Raw genomic sequence first — 23,552 nt, forward strand, 5'->3', positions numbered from 1 at the left:
TCACAGCGGCACGAGACGCCCCTGACGGGACGGCGTCTCACTGTTCGTCGACCCGGCGGCGGTAGACCTCCAGCACTCGTTCGAGGGAGTCCGCGAGATAGGTCGACAGCAGTTCCTCCGCCCCCGCCCGGTCGCCGGTGCGCAGGGCGTCGAGGATCTGGCGGTTGCGGGCGAGGTAGGGCTCGTGGAGGCGGCGCGGGTGGTCCACGTGGTGGAAGGCGAGCCGGAGTTCGGCGAAGACGCTGCGCATCAGCTCGTCGGTGCGCTCGCTGCGGGCCAGCGCGACCAGTTCCCGGTGGAAGTGGAAGTTGGCCGTCCCCAGCGATTTCCAGTCACTTTCCCGCGCCGCCGACTCCCCCTCGGCGACCGCCCCGGCGAGTCCGTCCAGGGCGTACGGGGGCTCGCCGAGGCCGCGTACGACGGCGCACTCGACCAGCGCGCGGGTGCGGTAGATGTCCTCCACGTCCGCGACGCTGAGCACCCGGACGAAGACGCCCCGGTTGAGCTCGTGGACCAGCAGCCGTTCATGGGTGAGCAGCCGGAACGCCTCGCGCAGGGTGTTGCGGGACACCCCGAGGGCGCCGCCGATGCTGTCCTCCGACAGCCGGGTGCCTGGCGGGAAATAGCCCTCCGCGATCCGGCTCCGGAGGATGTCGGAGACGCGTTCGGCGGTGCTGGTACGGCCCAGGAGGGCGCGGTCGTCGGCCAGTTGACCGAGTTGCTCTGCCATGCCCGGAATTCAACCGCAGAGCCGGGGCCGGGACAACGTACCCATTGAAGGATCGTTGAACGATCCTCTACGGTGCTCGGCACGGCTCACCGAACCGCACCCCCCTCACGCTTCTGCGAGGTGCCGCCCATGAGCACGACTCCCCCGCCCGAGCTGACCGCCGTCCCGGACCAAGCCGTCCACGAAGAAGGCCCGTTGGGCTGGTTCCGCGCCCTCGGCCCGCGTGGCCGCCGCGCCTTCGCCGGGGCCTTCGGTGGCTATGCCCTCGACTCCTACGACTACTTCACGCTGCCGCTGACCATGGTGGCGCTGGCCGCGTACTTCCACCTCGACAGCGGCCAGACCGGGCTGTTCACCACCGTCACGCTGGTGGTGTCCGCCGTCGGCGGCGCCCTGGCCGGCATGGTTGCGGACCGCATCGGCCGCGTGCGGGCCCTGATGATCACCGTCGTCACCTACGCGGTGTTCACGGTCGCCTGCGGCTTCGCCCCGAACTACGAGACGCTGCTCGTCTTCCGCGCCCTTCAGGGGCTCGGTTTCGGCGGTGAGTGGGCGGTCGGGGCGATCCTGGTCGCCGAGTACGCGAGCGCGCGGCACCGGGGGCGCACCCTCGGCGTGGTGCAGAGTTCCTGGGCGGTCGGCTGGGGTCTGGCCGCGCTCGTCTACACGCTGGTGTTCTCCTTCGTCGGCGAGGACCTGGCCTGGCGGGTGCTGTTCTGGACCGGCGCGCTGCCCGCGCTGCTGGTGGTGTGGCTGCGCCGCCGGGTGCACGACGCACCGCAGGCCGCGGCGGCCCGCGAACACAGCCCGGAGCGCGGCAAGTTCACGGCCATCTTCCGGCCGGGCACGCCCGAGGAGCCCGGTCTGCTGCGGATCACGCTCTTCGCCAGCCTGCTCTCCACCGGGGTCCAGGGCGGCTACTACACGCTGGCCACCTGGGTGCCGACGTACCTCAAGACCGAGCGCGGCCTCTCCGTCGTCGGCACCGGCGGCTATCTGGCGCTGCTGATCTCCGGGGCCTTCCTCGGCTATCTGACCGGCGGCCACCTCACCGACCGGCTGGGCCGGCGCCGCACCATCTGGCTCTTCGCGCTGCTGTCGGCGGTCTGCGTGCTGGCCTACGCCAACATCCCGCCCGGCGCGGGCACCCTGCTCCTGGTCCTGGGCTTCCCGCTCGGCTTCTGCATGTCGGCCATCTTCAGCGGCTTCGGCTCCTATCTGAGCGAGCTGTACCCGACGGCGGTGCGCGGTACCGGACAGGGCTTCACGTACAACACCGGGCGCGCGGTGGGCGCGGTCTTCCCGACGCTGGTGGGCTTCCTGGCCGAGAGCTGGGGCGTCGGCGGTGCGCTGGCGTTCGGCGCGGCGGGCTACGGGCTGGCGGCGCTGGCGCTGTTCGGGCTGCCGGAGACGCGCGGACGGGAGCTGGCATGACCCTCCCCGACCTGACCGGCGACCGCCCCGTGGCCCTGGCCGAGCCCGGCGCCCGCGACTGGAGCCCCCGTGCCGCGCGGGCCCGCTTCCGGGCGGGCCTGGCCGGCCCCACGGCCGGTGTCGCCGCGGGCCACACGCAGGCCAACCTGATCGCGGTGCCCGCCGACTGGGCCTACGACATGCTGCTGTTCTGCCAGCGCAACCCCCGCCCCTGTCCGGTGCTGGACGTGACGGACGCGGGCGCGGCCACCACCGTCCTCGCGCCCGGCGCCGACCTGCGCACCGATCTCCCGCGCTACCGGGTGTGGGAGGACGGCGAGCTGGTGGCCGAGCCCGCCGATGCCCGCGCGTACTGGCGGGACGACCTGGTGGCCTTCCTGCTGGGGTGCAGCTTCACCTTCGAGTGGGCGCTGGCCGGGGCGGGCGTGCCGATCCGCCATGTCGAGCAGGGCCGCAACGTGCCGATGTACGTGACCGGCCGGCAGTGCCGTCCGGCGGGGCGGCTGCGCGGGCCGATGGTGGTGTCGATGCGCCCGGTGCCCCCGGAGCATCTGCGGGCCGCGATCCGGGAGAGCGGGCTGCTCCCGGCCGTGCACGGCGGCCCGGTGCACTGCGGTGACCCGGCCGCCCTCGGCATAGCCGACCTGGCCCGGCCCGACTTCGGCGATCCGGTGGAGATGGCGCCGGACGACATCCCGGTGTTCTGGGCGTGCGGGGTGACCCCGCAGGCGGCGGTGACGGCGTCCCGGCCGCCGTTCGCCCTCACCCACGCGCCGGGGCAGATGTTCCTGACCGACGCCCGCGACGAGCAGTACCGCGTGGTCGGCGTCGACTGATGCGCGTACTTGAGGAGGTCCGTACCCGATGACCGTGACCGGACCGGTCGATCTCAACGCCGACCTGGGCGAGGGCTTCGGCCGCTGGCGGCTGACCGACGACGAGGGGCTGCTGTCCGTCGTCACCAGTGCCAACGTGGCCTGCGGCTTCCACGCCGGGGACGCGGCCACCATGCGCCGGGTGTGCGAACTGGCCGCCGCGCGCGGGGTGGTGATCGGCGCCCAGGTCTCCTACCGCGACCTCGCCGGTTTCGGCCGCCGCGCGATGGACGTGCCGTCCGCCGAGCTGACGGCCGAAGTCGCCTACCAGATCGGCGCGTTGGAGGTGTTCGCGCGGGCCGCCGGCGCTCGCGTGGCCTACGTCAAGCCGCACGGCGCGCTCTACAACCGGGCCGTACGGGACGAGGAGCAGGCCCGCGCGGTGGTGGACGGCGTGCTCCTGGCCGGCGCCCGGCTGCCGGTGCTGGGCCTGCCCGGCTCACGTCTGCTGGAGGCGGCCGGGAAGGCGGGCCTCCGCGCGGTCCCGGAGGCGTTCGCGGACCGCGCCTACACCGACGAGGGCACCCTCGTCCCCCGCGACCGGGAGGGTGCCGTGGTCAGCGACCCGGAGACGGTGGTGGCCCGCTCGCTGGACCTCGCCCGCTCCGGCGAGGTGACCGCGCTCTCCGGCGCCCGTGTCCGGGTGCGGGCCCGCTCCCTGTGCCTGCACGGCGACACCCCCGGCGCGGTCGGGCTGGCCCGGCGGGTCCGCACCAAGCTGGCCTCGGCGGGCGTGCCGGTGGAGGCGTTCGCGTGAGGGCGCTCCCGGTGGGCGCGCACGCCCTGCTGGTGGAGGTCGCCTCCGCCGAACAGGCGCGTGCCCTGCACGCCGAGCTGCTGCGGCGGCGCGCGGCGGGCACGCTGTCCGCCCGCGAGATCGTCCCGGCGGCCCGTACGGTCCTGCTGGACGGCGTGGACGACCCGGCACGCCGGGCCGCCGAACTGACCGCCACCGAACCGCCGCCCGCCCCCGAAGCCACCTCCGCCCCGGTCGAACTCCCGGTCCACTACGACGGACCGGACCTAGCCGAGGTCGCCGCCCATTGGGGTGTCCCGGTGCGCGAGGTGGCCGAGATCCACGCGGGTACGGAGTTCACGGTGGCCTTCTGCGGCTTCGCCCCCGGCTTCGGCTACCTCACCGGCCTGCCGGAGCACCGGTATGTGCCGCGCCGGGCCACCCCGCGCACGGCGGTCCCGGCCGGATCGGTGGCGCTGGCGGGGCCGTACACCGGGGTGTATCCGCGTGCGTCGCCGGGTGGCTGGCAGTTGATCGGCCGTACGGACGCCGTGCTGTGGGACACCGCGCGGGAACCGGCCGCCCTGCTGGCGCCGGGCACGCGGGTGCGCTTCATCCCGGTGGGGGCCGCGTGACGGACCGTGCGCTGGTGGTGGTGCGGGCGGGCGCGCTGACGACCGTGCAGGACCAAGGGCGGCCCGGCCACGCCCACTTGGGCGTCCCCCGCTCCGGCGCCCTCGACCCGCCCGCCGCCGCGCTCGTCAACCGCCTCGTCGGCAACTCCCCGGACGCGGCCGTACTGGAGACGACGCTCGACGGCTGTGCCGTACGGGCCCGTTCGGCGGTCACCGTCGCGGTGGGCGGGGCGCCCTGCCCGGTGCGGGTGGGCGGCCGCCCGGCGCCCTGGGGCGCACCGGTCCGGGTGCCCTCCGGCGAGGTGCTGGAGGTGGGCGCGGCGGTGGCGGGGGTGCGGTCCTACCTGGCGGTCGCGGGCGGGGTCGCGGTGGAGCCGGTGCTCGGCAGCCGGGCCACGGACCTGCTGTCGGGCCTGGGCCCACCACCGCTCACCGACGGCACGGTGCTCCCGCTGGGCCCGCCGACGGCCGCCCCGGCCCGCCTGGACACCGCCCCGCAGCCGGCGCCTCCGGCCGAGCTGGTGCTCCGGGTGACGCTGGGGCCGCGCGAGGACTGGTTCACCCCGCAGGCCCTCAGGGACCTGACGAGTCGTACGTACCGTGTCTCCCCGGCCAGCAACCGCATCGGCCTGCGCACGGAGGGGCCCACGCTGGAGCGGGCTAGGTCGGGCGAACTGCCCAGCGAGGGAATGGTGTGGGGGGCGGTCCAGGTCCCGCCGGACGGCCTGCCGCTGATCTTCCTGGCCGACCATCCCACGACCGGCGGCTACCCCGTCCTGGCGGTGGTCCACCCGGCGGACCTGCCGGGCGCGGCCCAGGCCAGACCGGGGACGCCACTGCGCTTCGTACCCGTACGCCGCTGAAGGGGGCCCGGCGGGCCCCCTTCGGCTCACAGCGTCTGCGGGTCCTGTTCGAAGCGGCTGCGGACCGCCGTCTGGACCTCGTCCTCCTCGGCGGGGTCGGCGGCCAGGCGGCGGAGGCGTTCGACGACGCGGGCGTCGCCGGTCTCGGCGTGGCGGGCGGCCAGTTCGCGGGTGGTCTCCTCGCAGTCCCACAGGCACTCGACGGCGAACCCGGCGGCGAAGGAGGGGTCGGTGGCCGCGAGGGCGCGGGCCGCGCGGCCGCGCAGATGGGAGGAGGCCGTCTCCCGGTAGATGTGGCGCAGTACGGGCGCCGCGCAGGCGATGCCCAGGCGTCCGGCGCCGTCGACCAGGGTCCACAGGGTCGGCGCGTCGGGCCCTTCGCCCCGTACGGCCTCGCGCAGGGCGCCGAGGACGAGGTCGCTGTCCTTGGCGCCGCCCCGGCAGGCCAGCACGCGTCCGGCGGCGGCGCCGAGCACGTCGGGCCGCTGGGCCCAGCGGCGGGCGCGGTCGACGGCGGCCGGGGTGCGCATCCGCTCGAAGGCGTCGAGCGCGGCGTCCACCACGACACCGGGCCCGTCCGCGACGGCGGCCTCGACCAGGTCGAGCGTCTCGGGCGCCCCGCTGTCGGCGAGATAGCGCAGCGCGGTGCAGCGGGCGCCGTCGGTGCCGGAGCGGGCGGCGGCCAGGATCTCCGGCCGGTCCTCGGGCGCGGCGACGGCGACCAGGCAGCGGGCGGCGGGGACATGAAGGGCTGCGCCGCGCTCCAGGCCCTGCTGGGCCCACTCGAAGACGGCGTCCACGCTCCAGCCGGGGCGGGGCCCGGTGGGCCGGAGCTGCCGCTGCCAGCGGTCGAAGCTGCCGGCCTCGCTGGCGGCGCGTACGCGGGCGGAGACGGATTCACGCGGGTCGTCGGCCCACAGCCGCCAGGGCCGGGGCTCGAAGGCGTCGCGTACGGCGGCGGCGAGTTCGGCCTCGCCGGCCGGGTCGGTGCCGAAGCGGGCCAGCACGGGGGCGGCGAGGGCGCGCAGGCCCGCGTCGTCGTCGCGCAGGGCCAGTTCGTCCAGCGCCCAGGCCCAGTTGGCGCCCTGGGCGGCGTACCGGCGCAGCAGGGCGAGCGCGTCGAGCCTGCCGTAGGAGGCGAGGTGGCCGAGGACGGCGAGGGCGAGCCCGGTGCGGGACTCCTCGGTGTCGAGGGCGTCCTCGGGGTCGAGGAGGTGGGCCTCGATGGCGTCCAGGCCGCCGTTCAGATCGAGGTAGAGGCGGGCGTAGTAGAGGGAGCGGTTCTCCACCTGCCAGTCGTGGCGGGGGTCGTGGAGAACACAGTGGTCGAGGGCCTGGAGCGCCTCGGCGCGGGGGGCGGTGAGCGCGTGCAGGGTGCCGTCGCCCCGGCCCCGCTGGAGCAGGCCGAGCAGGGTACCGCTGGGCGCTATGACCGGATCGAACATGGGAAACAGCCTCACATCAAGCGTCGACGCAACCGGGGACCACTCATCACCTGGCCGCGTGACACAACGTCGGAGCGCCCGCCGTCTCTTGCTTGCTGCTGCCCATTTCTCTCTGCCTCTCGTCGGGGCCCCTTGCGGGCCGCTTCACGGCCCGCGTGGTGCGGCATCTCCCGCCCGGCCATCACGTCCGTGAATCACGTCGTCATGATGACCCGCGGTTTGTGCCGCCGCGACCGTATTTACGGCGGTCCCCCTCCGCCTCCCCCCGTTGATCTCCGCCCCCCGAAGGGGCCGGTTGCCGAAGTGTCAGTGTGCGCCGAACAGTTCCAGTAGTTCGATCTTTCCGAACATGCGGGCGGTGTCGATGGCCGAGGGCGTGCCCGCGGCCGGGTCGGCGCCGCCGTCGAGCAGCGCCTGGATGACCGCCGTCTCACCCTTGAACACGGCTCCGGCGAGCGGGGTCTGTCCCCGGTCGTTGATCCGGTCGGCGTCGGCGCCGCGCTGGAGCAGCGCCCGGACGGCGTCGGCGTGCCCGTGGTACGCGGCGAGCATCACCAGGCAGTCGCCGCGGTCGTTGGTGAGCCCGACCGGGACGCCCGCGTCGACGTAGGCCACCAGTTCCTCGGTCCGGCCCTGCCTGGCCAGGTCGAAGATCTTGGTCGCCAGCTCCACGACCTGCGGGTCGGGGGCTTCGCTCATCGGCCGGACCGCCTCTCATGACTTCCGTTCGGGTGAATCGCCAGCGTACTGGCTCGCGCACCGGTGTGGGGGCTCTGCCCGGCCGGGTGACCGACGGCTCCACCACCCGTGGGAAAAACGCCGAATTTCACCCACTTGCACCTTTTATCGTATGGATACATTCTGTGATCCTGGAAGTACTCATGGTGACTGTCCCCCCTTCGACACCAGGAGGTCCCAAATGATCCTCTCCATGTCCGGCGTGGTCCTGCTCGGCATCATCGTCTTCCTGTTCTTCCGCAAGGACGGGCTCAAGGGATCGCACGCCGTCGTCTCGGCCCTGTTCGGCTTCTACCTGGCGAGCACGGCCATCGCGCCCAGCATCAAGGCGGGCGGCGAGAGCCTGGCGAGCCTCCTCGGCGGCATCAAGTTCTGACCGCGCCCCTCCCCCGAGGCCACGCGGACCGGCGGGTCCCGTCCGAGGGGGAGTCTCCCCACGCCCGTACCCACCTCCAGGAGACAGCAGTGGCCCGGCGCCCACTCCCCCGCATTCTGAGCAAGGACAGCGCGCAGCTCGCCCGCACCCAGCTCGCCCGGAGCCGGGAGCTGGCCCGGACGGCGGCCGACAGCGCCACGGACGTCCTCCACCCGCTGATCACCATCTCGCGCGGTCTGCGCCGGCTGGCCCTGGCCGGCCGGGCCAAGGTGGCGGCCACCCCCAAGGACAAGCGGGGCCCGCTGCTGTTCCTGGCGGCCGCCGTGGTCATGGCCGTCGCGCTGATGCCGTACGGCCCGCTGCTGGCCGCCGTGTCCCTGATGGTCGCGGCGGCCTGGTACGGACGCGATCACGCCCCGGCCGCCCCCGAGGGCCCCGACCCCGCGCGGGCCGAACGGCTCCAGTCGCTCTACGAGGCCCTGGTGCCGTGCTTCTCCACCGCCGAGGACCCGGCCCCGCTGTACGCGCACGGCGGCGCGTGGGACGCGGTCTTCACGGAGCACGAGTTCGACGAGGGCGGCCGGCTGGAGCGCATCGTCATCCGCTACCCGGCGTACTTCCCGGACGGCGACCCGGAGTCCCGCGCGCGGGTCGAGCGGCTGCTCACCGCGAAGGCGGGGCGCGGCCGGGAGTACCGCTTCGTCTGGGAGGAGGAGGGCAACCGGCTCACGCTGAGCGTCCTCGCCGCCCTGCCCACCGGCATCACCGCCCAGCACTTCGTCACCGCGCCCGGCGAGACGGTGCTCGGCTTCACCGACCCCGACGAGGTCCAGCGCACCCTCCCGCTCTCCTACGGCGAGGAGCGGTGCGACGTGCCTCCGGTGGTCTGGCGCACCGGCAGCCGCTCGCCGGAGCCCCATCTGCTGGTCATGGGCCAGCCCGGCAGCGGCACGTCCACGCTGCTGCGCTCCATCGCCCTCCAGGCGTTGCGGCACGGCGACGTGATGATCGTGGACGGCGGCGGCACCGGCGAGTACTCCTGCCTGATCGGCCGGGCGGGCGTGCTGGCCGTGGAGTGCGCGCCGGCCGGGGCGGTGTCCGGGCTCGAGTGGGCCGCGCAGGAGACCGAGCGGCGGCTCCTCGCGGTCAACCAGGCCCGGCAGGCGGGCGGTCCGCCGCCGGAGGACACCACGCGTCCCCTGTGGGTCCTGCTGGACCGCCCGACCGTCTTCACCCACCTCGCGGAGGCGGAGCACCGCACCGACCCGCAGGCCCTCCTCCAGGTCCCGCTGCGGCACGGGCGGGCGGCGGGGGTGACGGTGGTGGTGGCCGAGCAGTTCGACAGCGCGGACGCCCTGAGCGAGGCGATCGGCCAGCACACCCGCGCCCGGGTGGTCCTCGGCCCGGCCTCCCCGCAGCAGGTCGCCGCGTTCCTGGGCGCCCCGCCGCCCACCACCCCGCCGGACCGGACCCCGCCCGGCCGCGGCTACGCCCGCCTCGGCTCCGGCCCGGTCCACCGCCTCCAGGTCCCGGCCACCCCGGACCCCTACGACGAGACGACCCCGGAACCGGAGCGGCAGGCGGTGCTGTCCCTGCTGCCCGAGCGCGTCACCCCGGCGGAATCGGAGCCGACCCGCTCCCTGGAGGTCGTCTCCCCGGCCGAACCGGCGGACGCGGTCCCGGCGGACCGGGCCTGAACGTCTGTACACACCAGCGTGCCCGCTCCAACCCCTTGGAGCGGGCACGCTGGTGTGTACGGGGCCTCTTGGCCCACGCCCCGGTCACCCCCCGGCAGGGTCACGCCACGAACACCCCCGACGCCTCCCCGCCCCCGGTGACCCCCGACTCCACCAGCCGTGCGGCCGAGGCCAGGCGGGCCGCGGCCTCGTCGGCCACCGCGCCGCCGACCGTGAAGGGCAGCCGCAGGTATCCCTCGAAGGCGCCGTCGACGCCGAAGCGGGGCCCGGAGGGGACGCGGACGCCGACCCGCTCGCCCACCTCGGCGAGGCGGGAGCCGGAGAGGCCGCCGGCGCGGACCCAGAGGGTGAGACCGCCGGCCGGCACCTCGTACTCCCAGTCGGGCAGCTCACGCCGGAGCGCGGCGAGCAGGTCGTCGCGGTTGTCGCGGGCCTGGGAGCGGCGCAGCGCCACGGCCTGCTCCCAGCCGCCGCTGGTGAACAGCCAGTGCACGGCGAGCTGCTCGAGCACCGGGGTGCCGAGGTCGGCGTAGGCGCGCGCGGCGACCAGGCTGCGGATGACGTCCGGCGCGGCCCGCACCCAGCCGATGCGCATCCCGGCCCAGAACGCCTTGCTGGCCGAGCCGACGGTGATGACGGTCGAACCGGCCGGGTCGAAGCCGCACATCGGGCGGGGCATGTTCCGGCCCAGCTCCTCCTCGAACCACAGCTCGCTCATCGTCTCGTCGGCGACCAGCACGGTCCCGGCAGCGCGGGCGGCGTCCACCAGCCGGCGCCGCTGGTCCTCGTCGGCCAGCGCGCCCGTGGGGTTGTGGAAGTCGGCGACGACGTAGGCGAGCCGGGGCGCGGCCTCGCGGAACACCTGGCGCCAGCGGTCGAGGTCCCAGCCGCTGAGCCCCTCGGCCATGGCGACCGGGACGAGCCGGGCGCCCGCCTCCCGCATGAGCTGGAGGATGTTGGCGTAGGACGGCGACTCGACGGCGATCCGCTCGCCCCGGCCCGCGAAGAGGTGGCAGATGGCGTCGATGGCGCCCATCGCGCCGGTGGTGACCATGATCTGCTCGGGCATGGTCGGGATGCCCCGCGCGGTGTACCGCTCGGCGATCATCGCGCGCAGCGCGGGCAGCCCGGCCGGGTAGTCGCCGTGGGTGTGGGCGTAGGGCGGGAGGTCCTCCAGCGCGCCGGAGACGGCGCGGGTGAGCCAGGGCTCGGGCGCCGGGAGGGCCGCGCAGCCCAGGTCGATCATGGAGCCGAGCGCCTCGGGCGGCAGCGGCTCCAGGCCGCGCGCGGGCAGCGGGTTGCCCGCCGGGACGGCCGTCCAACTGCCCGCCCCGCGCCGGGACTCCAGGAACCCCTCGGTGCGCAGCGTCTCGTACGCGGCGGCGACGGTGGTCCGGCTGACGGAGAGGGCGAGGGCCAGTTCGCGCTCGGCGGGCAGCCGGGCGGCGACGGGGACGCGGCCCTCCAGGACGAGCAGCCGGATGCCGTCGGCGAGCGCCCGGTAGGCGGGCGGACGGCGTGTGCCGGGGCCACCGGGCCGTTCCTGCTGGGAGTTGAGGAGCCGGGCGAGCTGAGCGGCACCCACCGCAGAGGTCCAATGTGCCATGAAGATCAGTCCACCTTCCCCGGATTGGCCATGGATGGCGCTCCGTCCCACGCCACAGAGTGACACGAGCAAGGCCACTGTCACCACCCCAGGGGGGTATTCCATGTCCGCTCCGGGCGTGTCCACTCCGGGCCGTCTCTCCCGCCGGCTGTTCCAGCTCTATGCCGGTCTCGCGCTGTACGGGGCGAGTTCGGCGCTGCTCGTCCGCTCGGGCCTCGGCCTGGAGCCGTGGAACGTGCTCCACCAGGGACTCGCCGCCCGCACCGGCCTGAGCATGGGCGTGGTGCTGACCCTGCTCGGCACGGCCCTGCTGCTGCTGTGGATTCCGCTGCGCCAGCGCCCCGGCCTGGGCACGCTCTCCAACGTGCTGGTGATCGGCTTCGCCATGGACGCCACCCTGTCCGTACTGCCTCCCGCGCACGGCCTGGCCGCGCGGAGCGCGCTGATGGTCTCCGGCATCGTGCTCAACGGCGCGGCGACCGGCCTGTACATCGCGGCGGACTTCGGCCCCGGCCCGCGCGACGGCCTGATGACCGGCCTGCACCGGCGCACCGGCCGCTCGATCCGGCTGATCCGCACCTGCGTGGAGGTCACCGTGGTGGCGACCGGCTTCGCCCTCGGCGGCACGGTCGGCGTCGGCACCGTGCTGTACGCGCTGGCGATCGGTCCGCTCGCCCAGTTCTTCCTGCGCGTCTTCGCGCTGCGCCCGGCGCCCGTACCGAGCAGGGTGGTTGCCGCCCACGAGCCGGAGCGCGCGATACTGCGCCGGTGACCGAGCCGATACGCCACCCGTACCTGGACCATCCCGGCCCCATTCCCTTCGCCCACCGGGGCGGGGCGGCGGAGGGGGTGGAGAACACCGTGGCCCAGTTCCGCCGGGCGGTCGCGCTGGGCTACCGCTACATCGAGACCGACGTCCACCTCACCGCGGACGGCACGCTGGTCGCCTTCCACGACGACTCCCTGGACCGGGTCACCGACGGCACCGGCCGCGTCGCCGACCTGCCGTGGGCGGAGGTCCGGCAGGCCCGCGTGGGCGGCCGAGAACCCGTACCGCTCTTCGCGGAGCTGCTGGAGACGTTCCCCGGGGTCCGCTGGAACGTGGACGTGAAGGCGGAGGCGGCCCTGCTGCCGTTCCTGGAGCTGGTCGGGCGGGCGGACGCCTGGGACCGCGTCTGCCTGGGCTCCTTCTCCGAGGCGCGGGTGCGCCGGGCGCAGCGGCTGGCGGGGCCGAGGCTGGCCACCTCGTTCGGCACCCTGGGCGTACTGGGGCTGCGGCTGCGCTCCTGGGGACTGCCCGCGCCGGTGCGCGGCTCGGCCGTGGCGGCTCAGGTGCCGGTGGCCCAGTCGGGCGTCCCGGTGGCCGACGGGCGCTTCGTGCGAGCGGCGCACGCGCGCGGGCTCCAGGTGCACGTGTGGACGGTCAACGAACCCGAGCGGATGCACCGGCTCCTGGATATGGGGGTCGATGGCATCATGACCGATCACATCGACACGTTGCGCGAGGTCATGGAGGACCGCGGCGTCTGGGTCTGACCTGGCCCCGCGACACCTCCCCCGCCTTGGCACGGCACTGCGGCGGGGAAGCGAGGGGCGCGGGGTGGGTATCGACACCGTGCGGGCGGGGGCGTCCGAGGAGACGCCGGGTTCACGGCGCGAGCAACGCGGCTGGTACTGGTACGACTGGGCGTGCTCGGTCTACTCCACCAGCGTCCTGACCGTGTTCCTCGGCCCGTATCTGACCTCCGTGGCCCGGCACGCGGCCGACGCCGACGGCTATGTGCACCCGCTCGGGCTGCCGGTGCGCGCGGGCTCGTTCTTCGCCTACACGGTCTCCCTGTCCGTGATCGTCGCGGTGCTGGTGATGCCCCTGGTGGGGAGCCTGGCCGACCGTACGGGCCGCAAGAAGCCGCTGCTGGCGGCGGCCGCGTACACCGGGGCGGCCGCGACCACGGGCATGTTCTTCCTGGACGGCGACCGGTATCTGCTCGGCGGGCTGCTGCTGGTGGTGGCCAACGCGGCGCAGTCGGTCGGGATGATGCTCTACAACTCCTACCTGCCACAGATCGCCCCGCCCGCCGAACGCGACCGGGTCTCCTCGCGCGGCTGGGCCTTCGGCTACGCGGCCGGCTCGCTGATGCTGGTCGTGAACCTGGTGCTGTACCTGGCCCACGACTCCTTCGGGCTCTCGGAGCCGGCGGCCGTGCGGGTGTGCCTGGCCTCGGCCGGGCTGTGGTGGGGCGCCTTCGCGCTGATCCCGCTGCGCCGGCTGCGCGACCGCCGCGCGCGCGTGGCGGCCGCCGCCCCGACCGGGCTGCGCCAACTGGCGGCCACGGTGAAGGACATGCGCCGCCACCCCCGCACCCTCGCCTTCCTGCTGGCCTACCTCGTCTACAACGACGGCATCCAGACGGTGATCACCCAGGCGTCGGTGTACGGCTCGGAGGAACTGGGCCTCGACCAGTCCACCCTGATCGGCGCGGTCCTGCTGGTGCAGGTGCTCGCGGTCGCGGGCGCCCTGGCGATGGGCCGACTGGCGCGGACCTACGGCGCCCAGCGCACGATCCTCGGCTCTCTGGTGGCCTGGACGCTCACGCTGGCCGCCGGGTACTTCCTGCCCGCCGGGGCGCCGGTGTTCTTCTACGTGCTGGCGGCCGCGATCGGCCTGGTCCTCGGCGGCAGCCAGGCCCTGTCCCGCTCGCTGTTCTCCCACCTGATCCCGCCGGGCAAGGAGGCGGAGTACTTCTCCGCGTACGAGATGAGCGACCGGGGCATGAGCTGGCTCGGCCCGCTGCTGTTCGGGGTGACCTACCAGCTCACCGGAAGCTACCGCTCCGCGATCGTCTCCCTGGTGGCCTTCTTCGTGATCGGCTTCGTCCTGCTGGCGCGGGTACCGGTCCGGCGTGCGATCGGCGAGGCGGGGAACCCGGTCCCCGAGAGGATTTAGCGTTCAACACGAAAGGGCGGTAGTGTACGCGTTTGGCCTGCCAGGCGTACCGTTACTGCGCGTCAAAGACAGCGAAACGCTGGGTCATATCTGCGTGCAGATGTGACAAACCGGGCGTGTGTGGGTACAACAAGGGGCGGCTACGACGGCGACGCACGACCCGGAACGGGACTCGGAACGGGAATCTTTACCGCCGACCGGACGTTGACCGGATGACGACGACAGCGACACCTGTCCTGTGGGCGACAAGCCCGGGAGGCACGATTCATGAGTGAGCGAGCTCTTCGCGGTACGCGCCTCGTGGTGACCAGCTACGAGACGGACCGCGGCATCGACCTGGCCCCGCGCCAGGCCGTGGAGTACGCATGCGAGAAGGGGCATCGTTTCGAGATGCCCTTCTCGGTCGAGGCGGAGATTCCGCCGGAGTGGGAGTGCAAGGTCTGCGGGGCCCAGGCACTCCTGGTCGACGGCGACGGCCCTGAGGAGAAGAAGGCCAAGCCCGCGCGTACCCATTGGGACATGCTGATGGAACGACGCACCCGCGAGGAACTCGAAGAGGTCCTTGAGGAGCGTCTGGCGGTCCTGCGGTCGGGCGCGATGAACATCGCGGTACACCCGCGCGACAGCCGCAAGTCCGCGTAGCCCTCAGGGGCCGCGCCGGACCGAGCGCACAGAGAACCGCGGGCGCCGTACATCTTCAGGGATGTACGGCGCCCGCGGTTCTGTGCTGTCCGGGCCCGCTCAGCGGTTCAGCGGCGGCCGGGGCTCGTCGGTGGGGTCGTCGCGGCGCTCCCGGACGACCTCGCCCTGCACCACCTTGCCGTCCGGGCGGTGGATACGGGCCTGCTGGAAGGCGTCGCCGAAGGAGCCCGGCGTGGCCCCGCGCAGCTTGCGGCTCACCACGTGCTCGGTGCGCCGGCGGACCAGGTTCTGCACCGGGGGCAGCAGCAGGAGCAGTCCGGCCACGTCGGAGAGCATGCCGGGGAGCATCAGCAGGAGTCCGGCGAGCATCAGCAGGCCGTTGCTGCCGCCGCCCGAGGAGGGCGCCGTACCGCGCCGCAGGGCCTCGTCCAGGCTGCGGAAGGCGCGGCGCCCGGCCCGCTTCACCACGACCGCGCCCGCGACGAAGCTCGCGGCGAGGATCAGGAACACGGCGAGGCCCCCGGCCGCGTCCGCGACCAGGGTGAGCAGCCAGATCTCCAGCACCAGCCACGCGGCGAGGGCGAGCGGCAGATACCTGCGCAGCGCCGAACGCTTGGGCCGCCCGGACTGCCCGGACTGCCCCGTCTGCTGGGGGGTGGATGCGCCAGTCGTCATGCTTCCAGTGTGCCTGGGCCCCGCCCGGTACTCCTACTTGCCCTTGGCCTTGATCTTGCCGACGCGGTCGCCCACGCCCCAGGCGGTGACCCGCCACAGGGCCTCCACGAGGATGTCCCGGCTCATCTTGGAGTCGCCGAACTCGCGCTCCACGAAGGTGATCGGGACCTCCACCACGTGGTACCCGGCCTTGACCGCGCGGCGGGCCAGGTCGACCTGGAAGCAGTAGCCCTGGGAGGCGACCTCCTCCAGACCGAGCCCCTGGAGCGTCTCGGCGCGGAAGGCGCGGTAGCCGCCGGTGATGTCGCGCAGCGGCAGGTCGAGGGCGATCCGGGAGTACAGGCTGCCGCCGCGGGAGATGACCTCGCGCGACCGGGGCCAGTTCACCACCCGGCCGCCCGGCACCCAGCGCGAGCCGAGGACCAGGTCGGCGCCCTTGAGGGCGGTCAGCAGGCGGGGCAGTTCCTCGGGCTGGTGGGAGCCGTCGGCGTCCATCTCCACCAGCACGCCGTAGCCGTGCTCGAGGCCCCAGCGGAAGCCCGCGAGGTAGGCGGCGCCCAGGCCCTCCTTGCCCTTGCGGTGCAGCACCTGGACGTGATCGTCCGCGGCGGCCAGTTCGTCGGCCAGCTTGCCGGTGCCGTCCGGGCTGTTGTCGTCCGCCACGAGGACGTGCGCCTCGGGGACGGCCTTGCGTACCCGGCCCACGATGGTCTTGATGTTCTCCGCCTCGTTGTAGGTCGGAATGATCACCAAGGCCGTGCCGAGCGGACCGAACTGCCGCCCTCTGGCCTTGGCCGAGAGGGTCCCGTCGCCGTCGTTCACTGCTGCCCCTTCATGTCGTGCGCAGGCGTCCACCATAGTGGTCACGGCCTGCGATGACGCGGCGGCACGGGGCTCGGGCGGTGTCGGAAGCCGGTGAGCGGGGCAGGAGCCCGCGTTCCGGCGCGTTTCGCTCGGCGGATGGGGGCCCGCGCCGCCCTTCGGGCCGACCTGGGACCCGCTGGCTGCGGATCGACCGAGAGCCGTTGTCTACTGAGCGCGCGGGCCCCATCCGGGTCACACCTTGCCGACCGGCCGGAGCGCTCCCTCGTCGGCGCGAGCACTGCGCCTGGCTGCCGTCGACGGTGCCCCGGTACGGCACACCGTCCTGACCCAGTGGCGCCGCGACGAGTGTGCGAACACTCCCCGGTCGAACGTCCGTTGGTGGACTCGGCCGAACCTACCGGCCCCCCGCCGTCGGCTGTCAACAGCCCCCGGCCAGGGCGTACGCCGGGCAGGGCGCGGAAAAGCCCGAGGATACGCAGGTCGGGCGACCGGGCGGCGCCACCCGTTCGGCTCCACCGGCGGGCCGGGAGATCACTCGCCCGGCCGTACGAACACCGTCCGCCCCCCGACCACCGTCCGCAGGCAGACCGGGAGCCCGGTGCCGGGGGTGAGGTCGGGCAGGCCGGGGGTGCCCGAGCGGGGGTCGGTGGACCAGCGGGCCAGCCGGTCGTCGGGGGCCTGCACGATCAGGTCACCGGTGTGCCAGACCGCGTAGTCGGCGGGGGCGCCCGGCACCAGGACGCCCGCGTCGTCCCGGCCGATGGCGCGCCAGCCGCCGCGCGTGTGCGCGGTGAACGCGGCCCGCACCGACACCCGGTGCTCCGGCGTGCGGTGGAAGGCGGCGGCGCGGACGGTGCCCCAGGGGTCGAGCGGGGTGACCGGGCTGTCGGAGCCGAAGGCGAGCGGCACCCCGGCGCGCAGCAGGGCCGCGTACGGGTTGAGGGTGCGGGCCCGCCCCGCGCCGAGGCGGCGGACGTACATGCCGTCCTCGCCGCCCCAGATCGCGTCGAACGCGGGCTGGACGGAGGCGATCAGGCCCAGCTCGGCGAAGGCGGCGACGGTGTCGGGGGTGAGCATCTCGGCGTGCTCGACCCGGTGCCGGGCGGCCCGTACGCGGGCGAGGCCGACCTTCTCGGCGGCCGTGCGCACACCCTCGACCACGGAAGTGACGGCGGCGTCACCGATGGCGTGGAAGCCCGCCTGGAGCCCCGCCTCGGTGCAGGCGACGACGTGCTCGGCGACCGCGTCGGCGTCCAGGTAGACAGTGCCGGTGTGCGGGGCGTCGGCGTACGGCTGGTGCAGGCAGGCGGTGTGGGAGCCCAGCGCCCCGTCCACGAAGAGGTCGCCGGCCGCGCCGGCCGCGCCCAGTTCGCGGGCCTTGTCGACGTCCCGTTCGGCCCAGTAGCCGACGACGCGGGGGCCGGGCAGCTCTCCGGCGAGCTTCAGCAGGCCGGTGAAGTCGTCCTCGGAGGAGATCTGCGGGCCGCCGCACTCGTGCACCGAGCCGATGCCGAGGGAGGCCGCGTGCGCGAGCGCGGTGCGCTGGGCCTCGGCGCGCTGGGCCGGGGCGAGCGCGCCGAGGGCGGCCTCGCGGACGGCGTGGTGGTCGTCGGCGGTGAGCGGGGCGTCGGCGCGGCTCACCCCGGCCGGGACGAGGTCCAGCAGGGCGGTGCTGACGACGGCCGAGTGGACGTCGGCGCGGGAGAGGTACAGCGGGCGGCCTCCGGTGGCCGTGTCCAGCTCCGCGCGCGTGGGCGGACGCCCGCCGGGCCAGCGGGCGGCGTCCCAGCCGTGGCCCAGCAGGACCCGGTCGGCGGGGCGGGCGGCGGCGAAGTCCCGGACCAGGGCGAGGGCCGCCTCCAGGGTGGGCGCGCCGGAGAGGTCGAGGCCGGTCAGGGCGAGCCCGGTGGCGGTGATGTGCACATGGGCGTCGGTGAAGGCGGGGGTGACCAGGGCGCCGTCGAGGTCGATCACCTCGTCCACCCCGTCGGCGAAGGCGTCGGCGGCCCCCTCCGAGCCCACCCAGGCGACCTGGCCGCGCTCCACCACCATCGCGGTGGCGAAGGGGTCGGCGGGGCTGTGGACCTCGCCCCGGCGCAGGAGGACGGTCTTGGGGCCGGCGGGCTGCTCACTCATGCCCACCAGTCTCTCCCGTACCCCCGGCGCGCCCGGAACCGGGGCGCGCGGAAGGGGGGGCTTCAGGAGATCTTCGGCGGGCGGGCCTCGTACGGGGTGGAGAGCACGACCGTGGTGCGGGTGGAGACGCCGGCCAGGGAGCGCAGCCGGGCGAGGAGTTCCTCCAGTTCGTGCGGGGTGGCCACCCGCACCTTGAGGATGTAGTTCTCGTCCCCGGCGACGCTGTGGCACGCCTCGATCTCGGGGACGCCCGCGAGGCGCTCGGCGATGTCGTCGGGGGCGCTGGGGTCGAACGGTTTGACGGAGATGAACGCGGTCATCGGCAGCCCGACGGCCTCGGGGTCGACGACGGCGGCGTAGCCGCGGATGACGCCCCGCTGTTCGAGCCGGCGCACGCGCTGGTGCACGGCCGACGTGGACAGGCCCGTGGCCTTGCCCAGGTCCGTGTAGCTCATCCGCCCGTCCTTGACGAGCAACTGCACGATCTGACGGTCCAGCTCCTCCATGCGCCAGAACCTACCCTGCGGTCCCGCGCGCGTGCGCGCGGGCGAAGTTCCAGGGGCTCCACGGGCGCGGCACGCGGCATCTGGGCGGATATCCACCGTTAGCCTGTGACGAACGCCACACCATGTGACCGCGCTGCGTGAGGTTCCCACGATTACCGCCGAGAACCTGCGGGAAGTGCTTGCTGTGGTCGAGGCCGCAGCGCCTTCACGGCCCAGCCTTAGGGGGAGAATCCCATGCAGAGTGTCAAGCGCCCCGTTCGTGCCGCCGGCAAGCGGCAGCAGCTCGTCGTCGAGCCCGAGCCGGAGGGTGTCGAACCGGACTCCGGTGACGCCTACGGCCTCGACGCCGACTACGACACCTTCGAGATGTACCGGGTGATCTGCCCGGACTGCGCGCAGGCCATCGCGCTCCTGGCGGACGAGGAGTCCCTGCCGGAGCACGCGCTGTGCGCCTCGCCGTGGAATCCCTTCGGCCTGACGGCCTGTGCCGGTACGGGCCGCGCGGCGACGGACGCCCGCCCCGCCGACGCGTCCTTCACGCCGCAGGAGCAGGACACCGCGCTGCTGCTGACGCTCCCCCAGGGCCTGGACTGGCGCACCCAGCCGTTCTCGCACGTGGGCGGTCCGGGTTCGCGCCCGATGCGGGTGCCGTTCATGCGCGGCGACGCCGCCGCCTGAGCGGTGCGGACGGCGCTGAACTGACGCTCGATTCCGCCCGCCGGTGACCTGCCCGGCCGCGCTCGCGTTGGCCAGGCATGACTCCCACCCAGACGGCCACCGGGCGTCAGCGCCGCGTCTACGTGCCCCGGCCGGCGGACGCGGCTCCGCCCGCGCACCCGGACCCGCCCATCTACACCGAGCTGATGCGGGTCTGGGCGGACCGGGGCCGCACGCTGCCGGGGCGCCACGACCCGGAGTGGGCCGAGCTGGCGGCCCCGACGGTGCGCCGGGGGCAGTTCAGCGACTCTCCGGCCCCGCCAGATGACGAGCGATGACCATCCGCTGGATCTGGTTGGTGCCCTCGACGATCTGCAGCACCTTGGCCTCGCGCAGGTAGCGCTCGGCCGGGAAGTCGGCGGTGTAGCCGTAGCCGCCGAGGACCTGCACGGCGTCGACGGTGACCCGCATCGCGGTGTCGGTGCAGTGCAGCTTGGCCATGGCGGCCTGCTTGGCGAACGGCCTGCCCGCGTCCTTCAGTCGGGCCGCCGCCAGGTACAGCGCCCGGCCCGCCTCGATCTGGGTGGCCATGTCGGCCAGCAGGAAGCGCAGCCCCTGGAAGTCCGCGATGGGGTGCCCGAACTGCCGGCGCTCGGTCGCGTACGCCACCGCCTGGTCCAGGGCCGCCTGGGCGACGCCGATGGCGCAGGCCGCTATGCCGAGCCGGCCCGAGTCCAGTGCCGAGAGGGCGATGCCGAAGCCCTGGCCCTCCTCGCCGATGCGCCGCTCGTCCGGGACGCGTACGCCGTCCAGGTGGATCTGGGCGGTGGGGCTGCCCTTGAGGCCCATCTTCTTCTCCGGCACGGCCGCGCTCAGGCCCTCGGCGTCGCCGGGCACCAGGAACGCGGTGATGCCGCGCGGGCCGTCGGCGCCGGTGCGGGCCATCACCGTGTAGAAGTCCGCGATGCCGCCGTGGGTGATCCACGCCTTGGTGCCGCTCAGCACCCAGTCGTCGCCGTCCCGGACGGCCCGGGTGCGCAGGGAGGCCGCGTCGGAGCCCGAGGACGGCTCGGAGAGGCAGTAGGCGCCGAGCAGACCGCCGCCGAGCATGGCGGGCAGGTGCTCGACCTGCTGCTGCTTGGTGCCGTGGGTGGCGAGCGCGTACGAGGCGAGGGTGTGCACGCTGACGCCGAGGCCGACGGTGAGCCGGGCCGCGGCCAGCTCCTCCAGCACCTGGAGGTAGACCTCGTAGGGCTGCTCGCCGCCGCCGTGCTCGGGGTCGTAGGGCAGGCCCAGCAGGCCCGCTTCCGACAGGAGGGTGAAGACCTCGCGGGGGAAGCGTCCGGCGTCCTCCTCCTCGGCCGCCTTCGGCGCGATCTCGCGCTGTGCGATGTCCCGGACCAGGGCGAGCAGATCCCTCGCCTCGTCCGTGGGCAGTTGACGCTCCACCGGCTGCGTTTCGCGGTCGGACATGGCGTCGGACTCCTCCCTGTGCGGGCACATCGGCGGATGTGCGCCTTGGGTGGGGCGGCTCCGCGCGATCGCTCCGGTGGCGCCGAGGGCCCCGCTTCCGGGTCTCGGAGGCGGCTGACCAGCGGCTTGTGCCGTGAGTATGCCCGATCGGGGACCTCCCGTCACCAGTTAACGACCGCTTACTTCAAGAATCCAGCCGGAGCCGCCCGGACCCCCTTCGGCCGGGGTGCGGGCAGGGCCGTTCGGGGGAATCTCAGCCGTCGCGGCGGGCCGGCGGCGGGGCCGGGCAAGAGGGGTCCAGCTCCTCGATGGCGCGCAGGGTGCCGCCGAGCGTCTTGACAAGCAGCTCGCCCAGGGCGGCGCGGGTCAGCTCCGGGCGGCCGATCCAGTCGAGCGTGGTGCCCTCGACGCTGCAGACCCAGGAGAACAGGCCGGTACGGGCCAGCGGGCCGATGTCGGTCCTGCCGTACGCGCCGTCGGCGAGGGTGGCGACGATCGCCTCGCGCACCCCGTCCCGGATGGCGTGCACCTCGGCGTCGAAGCCGACGCCGCCGCTGACGATGGTGCGGTACGCGGCCTGGTGGTGCTCGGCGAAGCGGAGATAGCCGTCGATGGTGCGCTGGAGGCGGTCCACGGCGGGGAGTTCGGCGCCACTGGCGGCGAAGGCGACCAGCTCGGCGACGGAGTCCTGGACGATCGCCAGGTAGTAGCCGCGCTTGGAGCGGAAGTAGTAGTAGATCAGGCCCTTGGCGACATGGGCCTGGCGGGCGATGTCGTCCATGGACAGCGCGTCGTAGGAGGTGTCCGCGAACAACGTGCGCCCGATGGCGAGGAGTTCGGCGCGGCGGGCCGCGGAGCGGTCGGTGCCGCGCGCCCGGACGGGAACAGCCGCCTGCTGCTGACGCACACTCACATTCTGCCCTGGTCTCGACGTTCGGCGGGACCCGCGCAGTATGGCAGAGGGGGCGGCCGGACCGGCGCCCGGCCGCCCCCATGCCGGGTCAGCGCACGCCCACCGCCGCGAGCGCGCGGAGCTGGCGCGGGGTCGGGCGGGCCGGGAAGTAGAGGTAACAGACGCCGCCGGTACCGCTCTTGACCTGGCCGTTCGCGTCGTAGCGCTTGGTGCGCAGCCAGATGTTCTCCCACTCGCGCCGGGCGTAGACGCGGCGCACCTCGGGGTCGCTGGGCGAGGCCGGGTCGTTGGCGATGACGTCGCCGGCGGCCGTGAAGCCGATGACCGTCATCAGGTGGCCGGAGGTGCCGTAACCGGCGCCGGTCAGCTCGGTCTTGAGGAAGGACTGGGAGGTGATGGCCGGGATGCCGGCCGCGATCAGGGTCTCCAGGTCGGTGAGCGAGGTCAGCCGGGTCACCACGCCCTGGATGCCGGGGAAGGTCGCCGCGTAGGCCGCGTTGAACGGCCAGTTGCCGCAGCCGGTGTACTGGTGGTCGTAGGTGTACCGGGCCGCGTGGTCGACCTGCGGGTCGGCGTAGGAGGGGTCCACCCAGGCGAGCTGCTCCGGGGTGAGCCGGCCGCCCCAGTACTCGATGATCATCTGCGAGGAGGTCGGGCTGCACCACGCCTCGCCGCCGTTGTCGTACTCGGGGTACTGGCCCTTGTGGATCTCCTGCGAGTAGCGCGGGACGACCAGTTCGCGGGCGAGGCCGGGCGTGGAGGCCGGGACGGTGAAGCGGTCGGGGATGTCGGAGCCCATCGCGCCGACGCGCCACACGGTCGGGGTGCGCCGGGTGCCCGGCGTCCGGTACAGGGTGAGGCGCAGCCGGTACGCGATCGCGCGCAGGCCGGTGCTCGCGTCGTCGATGGCGAAGGTGTCGGTCCACACCGAACTCTTGCCGTCGCTCTGGTCGTCCACCGAGGTCCGCTTGATGTCCTGGTCGCCCGCGGCCCAGCGGCCCATCACGTACCAGGGTGCGGTGGTGCCGTCGGAGTAGCCGGCCTGCAGCTCGATCTGGAGCCAGGTGCCGGCCGGGGTGTCGGCGTTCCAGGACGCGATCAGCTCGGTGGCGGGCACCCGGAGCCGGTGCAGCGGGGAGGTCCAGGTGGCGTACTCCCAGGCGGCGGTGGTGCCGGTGTGCGGGTCGGTGTAGTCGGTGCGGCCCTCGGGCACGCCGATGGCGATGCCGGGGCGCCGGCCGGGCACGGTCCGGACGCCGTGTCCGGTGCCGCCGCGCCAGTCGAGGTACGTGGTCCAGGCGTGGTTGTCGACGGGACGGGCGGGCGCGCGGCCCGAGTCGTCGGCGTCGGCCGCGGTTGCGGTGGCGGCGGCCGCGGGTACCGTCCCGGCGGCCGCCGCGACGGCGACGGCTGCGGCGAGAACGGTACGGCGGGACGGCTGCTGGGCTCTGCTCATGGGCGCGACTACCCCCAGGTGTCCGGATCGGGACGGTTCAGGTGCACGGGCGTGCGCCAACTCGGGTGCACGGTTGTGCGCCAACTATGGAGCAGCCGACATGCCCCTGCCAGCACTTCGGCGCATGCCGCGCCCATGAATATTGGTCTTGGCCAATGGCGGGAACCGGCGCACCGGCATGGCACGG

The 23,552-nt window shown here is 74.1% G+C and carries 24 protein-coding genes; 13 read left to right on the forward strand and 11 right to left on the reverse strand.

The window, feature by feature from the left end; genetic code table 11:
• Positions 1-37: 37 nt before the first annotated feature.
• Positions 38-730, reverse strand: coding sequence for a GntR family transcriptional regulator (locus E5083_RS25215; RefSeq protein WP_135787999.1), 693 nt, complete (start codon positions 728-730; stop codon positions 38-40).
• Between the two features lie 129 nt (positions 731-859).
• On the opposite strand from E5083_RS25215, the gene E5083_RS25220 reads away from it, so the two are divergent.
• From E5083_RS25220 to E5083_RS25240, 5 genes are read left to right on the forward strand one after another with little or no spacing between them, the layout of a single operon-like run.
• Positions 860-2,164: an MFS transporter gene (locus E5083_RS25220; protein WP_135788000.1), complete on the forward strand. Its 1,305-nt coding sequence runs from the start codon at positions 860-862 to the stop codon at positions 2,162-2,164.
• Positions 2,161-3,000, forward strand: coding sequence for a putative hydro-lyase (locus tag E5083_RS25225; RefSeq protein ID WP_135788001.1), 840 nt, complete (start codon positions 2,161-2,163; stop codon positions 2,998-3,000). The genes E5083_RS25220 and E5083_RS25225 overlap by 4 nt, the downstream gene beginning before the upstream one ends.
• 28 nt (positions 3,001-3,028) lie before the next feature.
• A complete protein-coding gene (locus E5083_RS25230) occupies positions 3,029-3,796 on the forward strand; it encodes a LamB/YcsF family protein (RefSeq protein WP_135788002.1) in 768 nt (255 codons plus the stop codon).
• Positions 3,793-4,410, forward strand: coding sequence for a 5-oxoprolinase subunit B family protein (locus E5083_RS25235; RefSeq protein WP_135788003.1), 618 nt, complete (start codon positions 3,793-3,795; stop codon positions 4,408-4,410). Before E5083_RS25230 ends, E5083_RS25235 begins: the two co-directional genes overlap by 4 nt.
• A complete protein-coding gene (locus E5083_RS25240) occupies positions 4,407-5,273 on the forward strand; it encodes a 5-oxoprolinase subunit C family protein (RefSeq protein WP_135788004.1) in 867 nt (288 codons plus the stop codon). Before E5083_RS25235 ends, E5083_RS25240 begins: the two co-directional genes overlap by 4 nt.
• A gap of 26 nt (positions 5,274-5,299) precedes the next feature.
• On the opposite strand, the gene E5083_RS25245 is transcribed toward E5083_RS25240, so the two are convergent.
• The gene (locus E5083_RS25245; RefSeq protein ID WP_135788005.1) at positions 5,300-6,718 is read right to left on the reverse strand and encodes a HEAT repeat domain-containing protein; all 1,419 of its coding nucleotides are present in this window, start codon (positions 6,716-6,718) and stop codon (positions 5,300-5,302) included.
• A gap of 306 nt (positions 6,719-7,024) precedes the next feature.
• Positions 7,025-7,417 (reverse strand): ankyrin repeat domain-containing protein, encoded by a 393-nt coding sequence (locus E5083_RS25255; RefSeq protein WP_135788006.1) that lies wholly within the window; start codon positions 7,415-7,417, stop codon positions 7,025-7,027.
• 220 nt (positions 7,418-7,637) lie between these two features.
• On the opposite strand from E5083_RS25255, the gene E5083_RS25260 reads away from it, so the two are divergent.
• Positions 7,638-7,832 carry a hypothetical protein gene (locus tag E5083_RS25260; protein WP_030810431.1) on the forward strand — a complete coding sequence of 65 codons (195 nt, stop codon included), beginning with the start codon at positions 7,638-7,640 and terminating at the stop codon, positions 7,830-7,832.
• 89 nt (positions 7,833-7,921) lie between these two features.
• The gene (locus E5083_RS25265) at positions 7,922-9,529 is read left to right on the forward strand and encodes an ATP-binding protein (protein WP_135788007.1); all 1,608 of its coding nucleotides are present in this window, start codon (positions 7,922-7,924) and stop codon (positions 9,527-9,529) included.
• A 100-nt stretch (positions 9,530-9,629) separates the two neighbouring features.
• Here E5083_RS25265 and E5083_RS25270 read toward each other — a convergent pair whose 3' ends face one another.
• Positions 9,630-11,135 (reverse strand): SCO1417 family PLP biosynthesis transcription factor, encoded by a 1,506-nt coding sequence (locus E5083_RS25270; protein WP_135788008.1) that lies wholly within the window; start codon positions 11,133-11,135, stop codon positions 9,630-9,632.
• Positions 11,136-11,238: 103 nt separating this feature from the next.
• On the opposite strand from E5083_RS25270, the gene yczE reads away from it, so the two are divergent.
• The 4 genes from yczE (at position 11,239) to E5083_RS25290 (ending at position 14,724) form a co-directional block, all read left to right on the forward strand.
• Positions 11,239-11,907: a membrane protein YczE gene (gene yczE, locus E5083_RS25275; protein ID WP_135788009.1), complete on the forward strand. Its 669-nt coding sequence runs from the start codon at positions 11,239-11,241 to the stop codon at positions 11,905-11,907.
• Entirely contained in the window at positions 11,904-12,671 is a 768-nt protein-coding gene (locus tag E5083_RS25280) for a glycerophosphodiester phosphodiesterase family protein (RefSeq protein WP_135788010.1), read from the forward strand. The genes yczE and E5083_RS25280 overlap by 4 nt, the downstream gene beginning before the upstream one ends.
• A gap of 64 nt (positions 12,672-12,735) precedes the next feature.
• A complete protein-coding gene (locus E5083_RS25285) occupies positions 12,736-14,082 on the forward strand; it encodes an MFS transporter (protein WP_135788011.1) in 1,347 nt (448 codons plus the stop codon).
• A gap of 267 nt (positions 14,083-14,349) precedes the next feature.
• A complete protein-coding gene (locus E5083_RS25290; protein ID WP_003977404.1) occupies positions 14,350-14,724 on the forward strand; it encodes an RNA polymerase-binding protein RbpA in 375 nt (124 codons plus the stop codon).
• Between the two features lie 99 nt (positions 14,725-14,823).
• Here E5083_RS25290 and fxsA read toward each other — a convergent pair whose 3' ends face one another.
• The 4 genes from fxsA to E5083_RS25310 all read right to left on the reverse strand — a co-directional run bounded on the left by fxsA (position 14,824) and on the right by E5083_RS25310 (position 18,866).
• Positions 14,824-15,399 carry an FxsA family membrane protein gene (gene fxsA, locus E5083_RS25295; RefSeq protein ID WP_135788012.1) on the reverse strand — a complete coding sequence of 192 codons (576 nt, stop codon included), beginning with the start codon at positions 15,397-15,399 and terminating at the stop codon, positions 14,824-14,826.
• 33 nt (positions 15,400-15,432) lie between these two features.
• The gene (locus E5083_RS25300; RefSeq protein WP_135788013.1) at positions 15,433-16,221 is read right to left on the reverse strand and encodes a polyprenol monophosphomannose synthase; all 789 of its coding nucleotides are present in this window, start codon (positions 16,219-16,221) and stop codon (positions 15,433-15,435) included.
• Between the two features lie 534 nt (positions 16,222-16,755).
• Positions 16,756-18,360 carry an amidohydrolase gene (locus E5083_RS25305; protein ID WP_135788014.1) on the reverse strand — a complete coding sequence of 535 codons (1,605 nt, stop codon included), beginning with the start codon at positions 18,358-18,360 and terminating at the stop codon, positions 16,756-16,758.
• Positions 18,361-18,422: 62 nt separating this feature from the next.
• On the reverse strand, positions 18,423-18,866 hold the full coding sequence (locus tag E5083_RS25310) for an Lrp/AsnC family transcriptional regulator (RefSeq protein WP_030810457.1): 444 nt from the start codon (positions 18,864-18,866) through the stop codon (positions 18,423-18,425).
• A gap of 234 nt (positions 18,867-19,100) precedes the next feature.
• Between E5083_RS25310 and E5083_RS25315 the strand changes: the two genes are divergently transcribed.
• A complete protein-coding gene (locus E5083_RS25315) occupies positions 19,101-19,544 on the forward strand; it encodes a hypothetical protein (RefSeq protein ID WP_135788015.1) in 444 nt (147 codons plus the stop codon).
• Positions 19,545-19,621: 77 nt separating this feature from the next.
• Positions 19,622-19,861 (forward strand): hypothetical protein, encoded by a 240-nt coding sequence (locus tag E5083_RS25320; protein ID WP_135788016.1) that lies wholly within the window; start codon positions 19,622-19,624, stop codon positions 19,859-19,861.
• Here E5083_RS25320 and E5083_RS25325 read toward each other — a convergent pair.
• From E5083_RS25325 to E5083_RS25335, 3 genes are all read right to left on the reverse strand, one after another.
• A complete protein-coding gene (locus E5083_RS25325) occupies positions 19,824-20,996 on the reverse strand; it encodes an acyl-CoA dehydrogenase (RefSeq protein WP_135788017.1) in 1,173 nt (390 codons plus the stop codon). The two genes, E5083_RS25320 and E5083_RS25325, sit on opposite strands and share 38 nt — an antisense overlap.
• 253 nt (positions 20,997-21,249) lie before the next feature.
• Positions 21,250-21,903, reverse strand: coding sequence for a TetR/AcrR family transcriptional regulator (locus tag E5083_RS25330; RefSeq protein WP_425276750.1), 654 nt, complete (start codon positions 21,901-21,903; stop codon positions 21,250-21,252).
• Between the two features lie 94 nt (positions 21,904-21,997).
• Positions 21,998-23,365 (reverse strand): peptidase C39 family protein, encoded by a 1,368-nt coding sequence (locus E5083_RS25335; RefSeq protein ID WP_135788019.1) that lies wholly within the window; start codon positions 23,363-23,365, stop codon positions 21,998-22,000.
• Positions 23,366-23,552 lie beyond the last annotated feature (187 nt).

It is taken from the genome of Streptomyces bauhiniae (assembly GCF_004784475.1).
Taxonomy (GTDB): Bacteria; Actinomycetota; Actinomycetes; order Streptomycetales; family Streptomycetaceae; genus Streptomyces; species Streptomyces seoulensis.

What these genes read in the sequence shown, in the direction of transcription:
- E5083_RS25215 (WP_135787999.1), bottom strand. Translation starts at nt 730, where the DNA reads ATGGCAGAGCAACTCGGTCAACTGGCCGACGACCGCGCCCTCCTGGGC.
- E5083_RS25220 (WP_135788000.1), top strand. Translation starts at nt 860, where the DNA reads ATGAGCACGACTCCCCCGCCCGAGCTGACCGCCGTCCCGGACCAAGCC.
- E5083_RS25225 (WP_135788001.1), top strand. Translation starts at nt 2,161, where the DNA reads ATGACCCTCCCCGACCTGACCGGCGACCGCCCCGTGGCCCTGGCCGAG.
- E5083_RS25230 (WP_135788002.1), top strand. Translation starts at nt 3,029, where the DNA reads ATGACCGTGACCGGACCGGTCGATCTCAACGCCGACCTGGGCGAGGGC.
- E5083_RS25245 (WP_135788005.1), bottom strand. Translation starts at nt 6,718, where the DNA reads ATGTTCGATCCGGTCATAGCGCCCAGCGGTACCCTGCTCGGCCTGCTC.
- E5083_RS25255 (WP_135788006.1), bottom strand. Translation starts at nt 7,417, where the DNA reads ATGAGCGAAGCCCCCGACCCGCAGGTCGTGGAGCTGGCGACCAAGATC.
- E5083_RS25260 (WP_030810431.1), top strand. Translation starts at nt 7,638, where the DNA reads ATGATCCTCTCCATGTCCGGCGTGGTCCTGCTCGGCATCATCGTCTTC.
- E5083_RS25270 (WP_135788008.1), bottom strand. Translation starts at nt 11,135, where the DNA reads ATGGCACATTGGACCTCTGCGGTGGGTGCCGCTCAGCTCGCCCGGCTC.
- yczE (WP_135788009.1), top strand. Translation starts at nt 11,239, where the DNA reads ATGTCCGCTCCGGGCGTGTCCACTCCGGGCCGTCTCTCCCGCCGGCTG.
- E5083_RS25290 (WP_003977404.1), top strand. Translation starts at nt 14,350, where the DNA reads ATGAGTGAGCGAGCTCTTCGCGGTACGCGCCTCGTGGTGACCAGCTAC.
- fxsA (WP_135788012.1), bottom strand. Translation starts at nt 15,399, where the DNA reads ATGACGACTGGCGCATCCACCCCCCAGCAGACGGGGCAGTCCGGGCAG.
- E5083_RS25305 (WP_135788014.1), bottom strand. Translation starts at nt 18,360, where the DNA reads ATGAGTGAGCAGCCCGCCGGCCCCAAGACCGTCCTCCTGCGCCGGGGC.
- E5083_RS25310 (WP_030810457.1), bottom strand. Translation starts at nt 18,866, where the DNA reads ATGGAGGAGCTGGACCGTCAGATCGTGCAGTTGCTCGTCAAGGACGGG.
- E5083_RS25315 (WP_135788015.1), top strand. Translation starts at nt 19,101, where the DNA reads ATGCAGAGTGTCAAGCGCCCCGTTCGTGCCGCCGGCAAGCGGCAGCAG.
- E5083_RS25320 (WP_135788016.1), top strand. Translation starts at nt 19,622, where the DNA reads ATGACTCCCACCCAGACGGCCACCGGGCGTCAGCGCCGCGTCTACGTG.
- E5083_RS25325 (WP_135788017.1), bottom strand. Translation starts at nt 20,996, where the DNA reads ATGTCCGACCGCGAAACGCAGCCGGTGGAGCGTCAACTGCCCACGGAC.
- E5083_RS25335 (WP_135788019.1), bottom strand. Translation starts at nt 23,365, where the DNA reads ATGAGCAGAGCCCAGCAGCCGTCCCGCCGTACCGTTCTCGCCGCAGCC.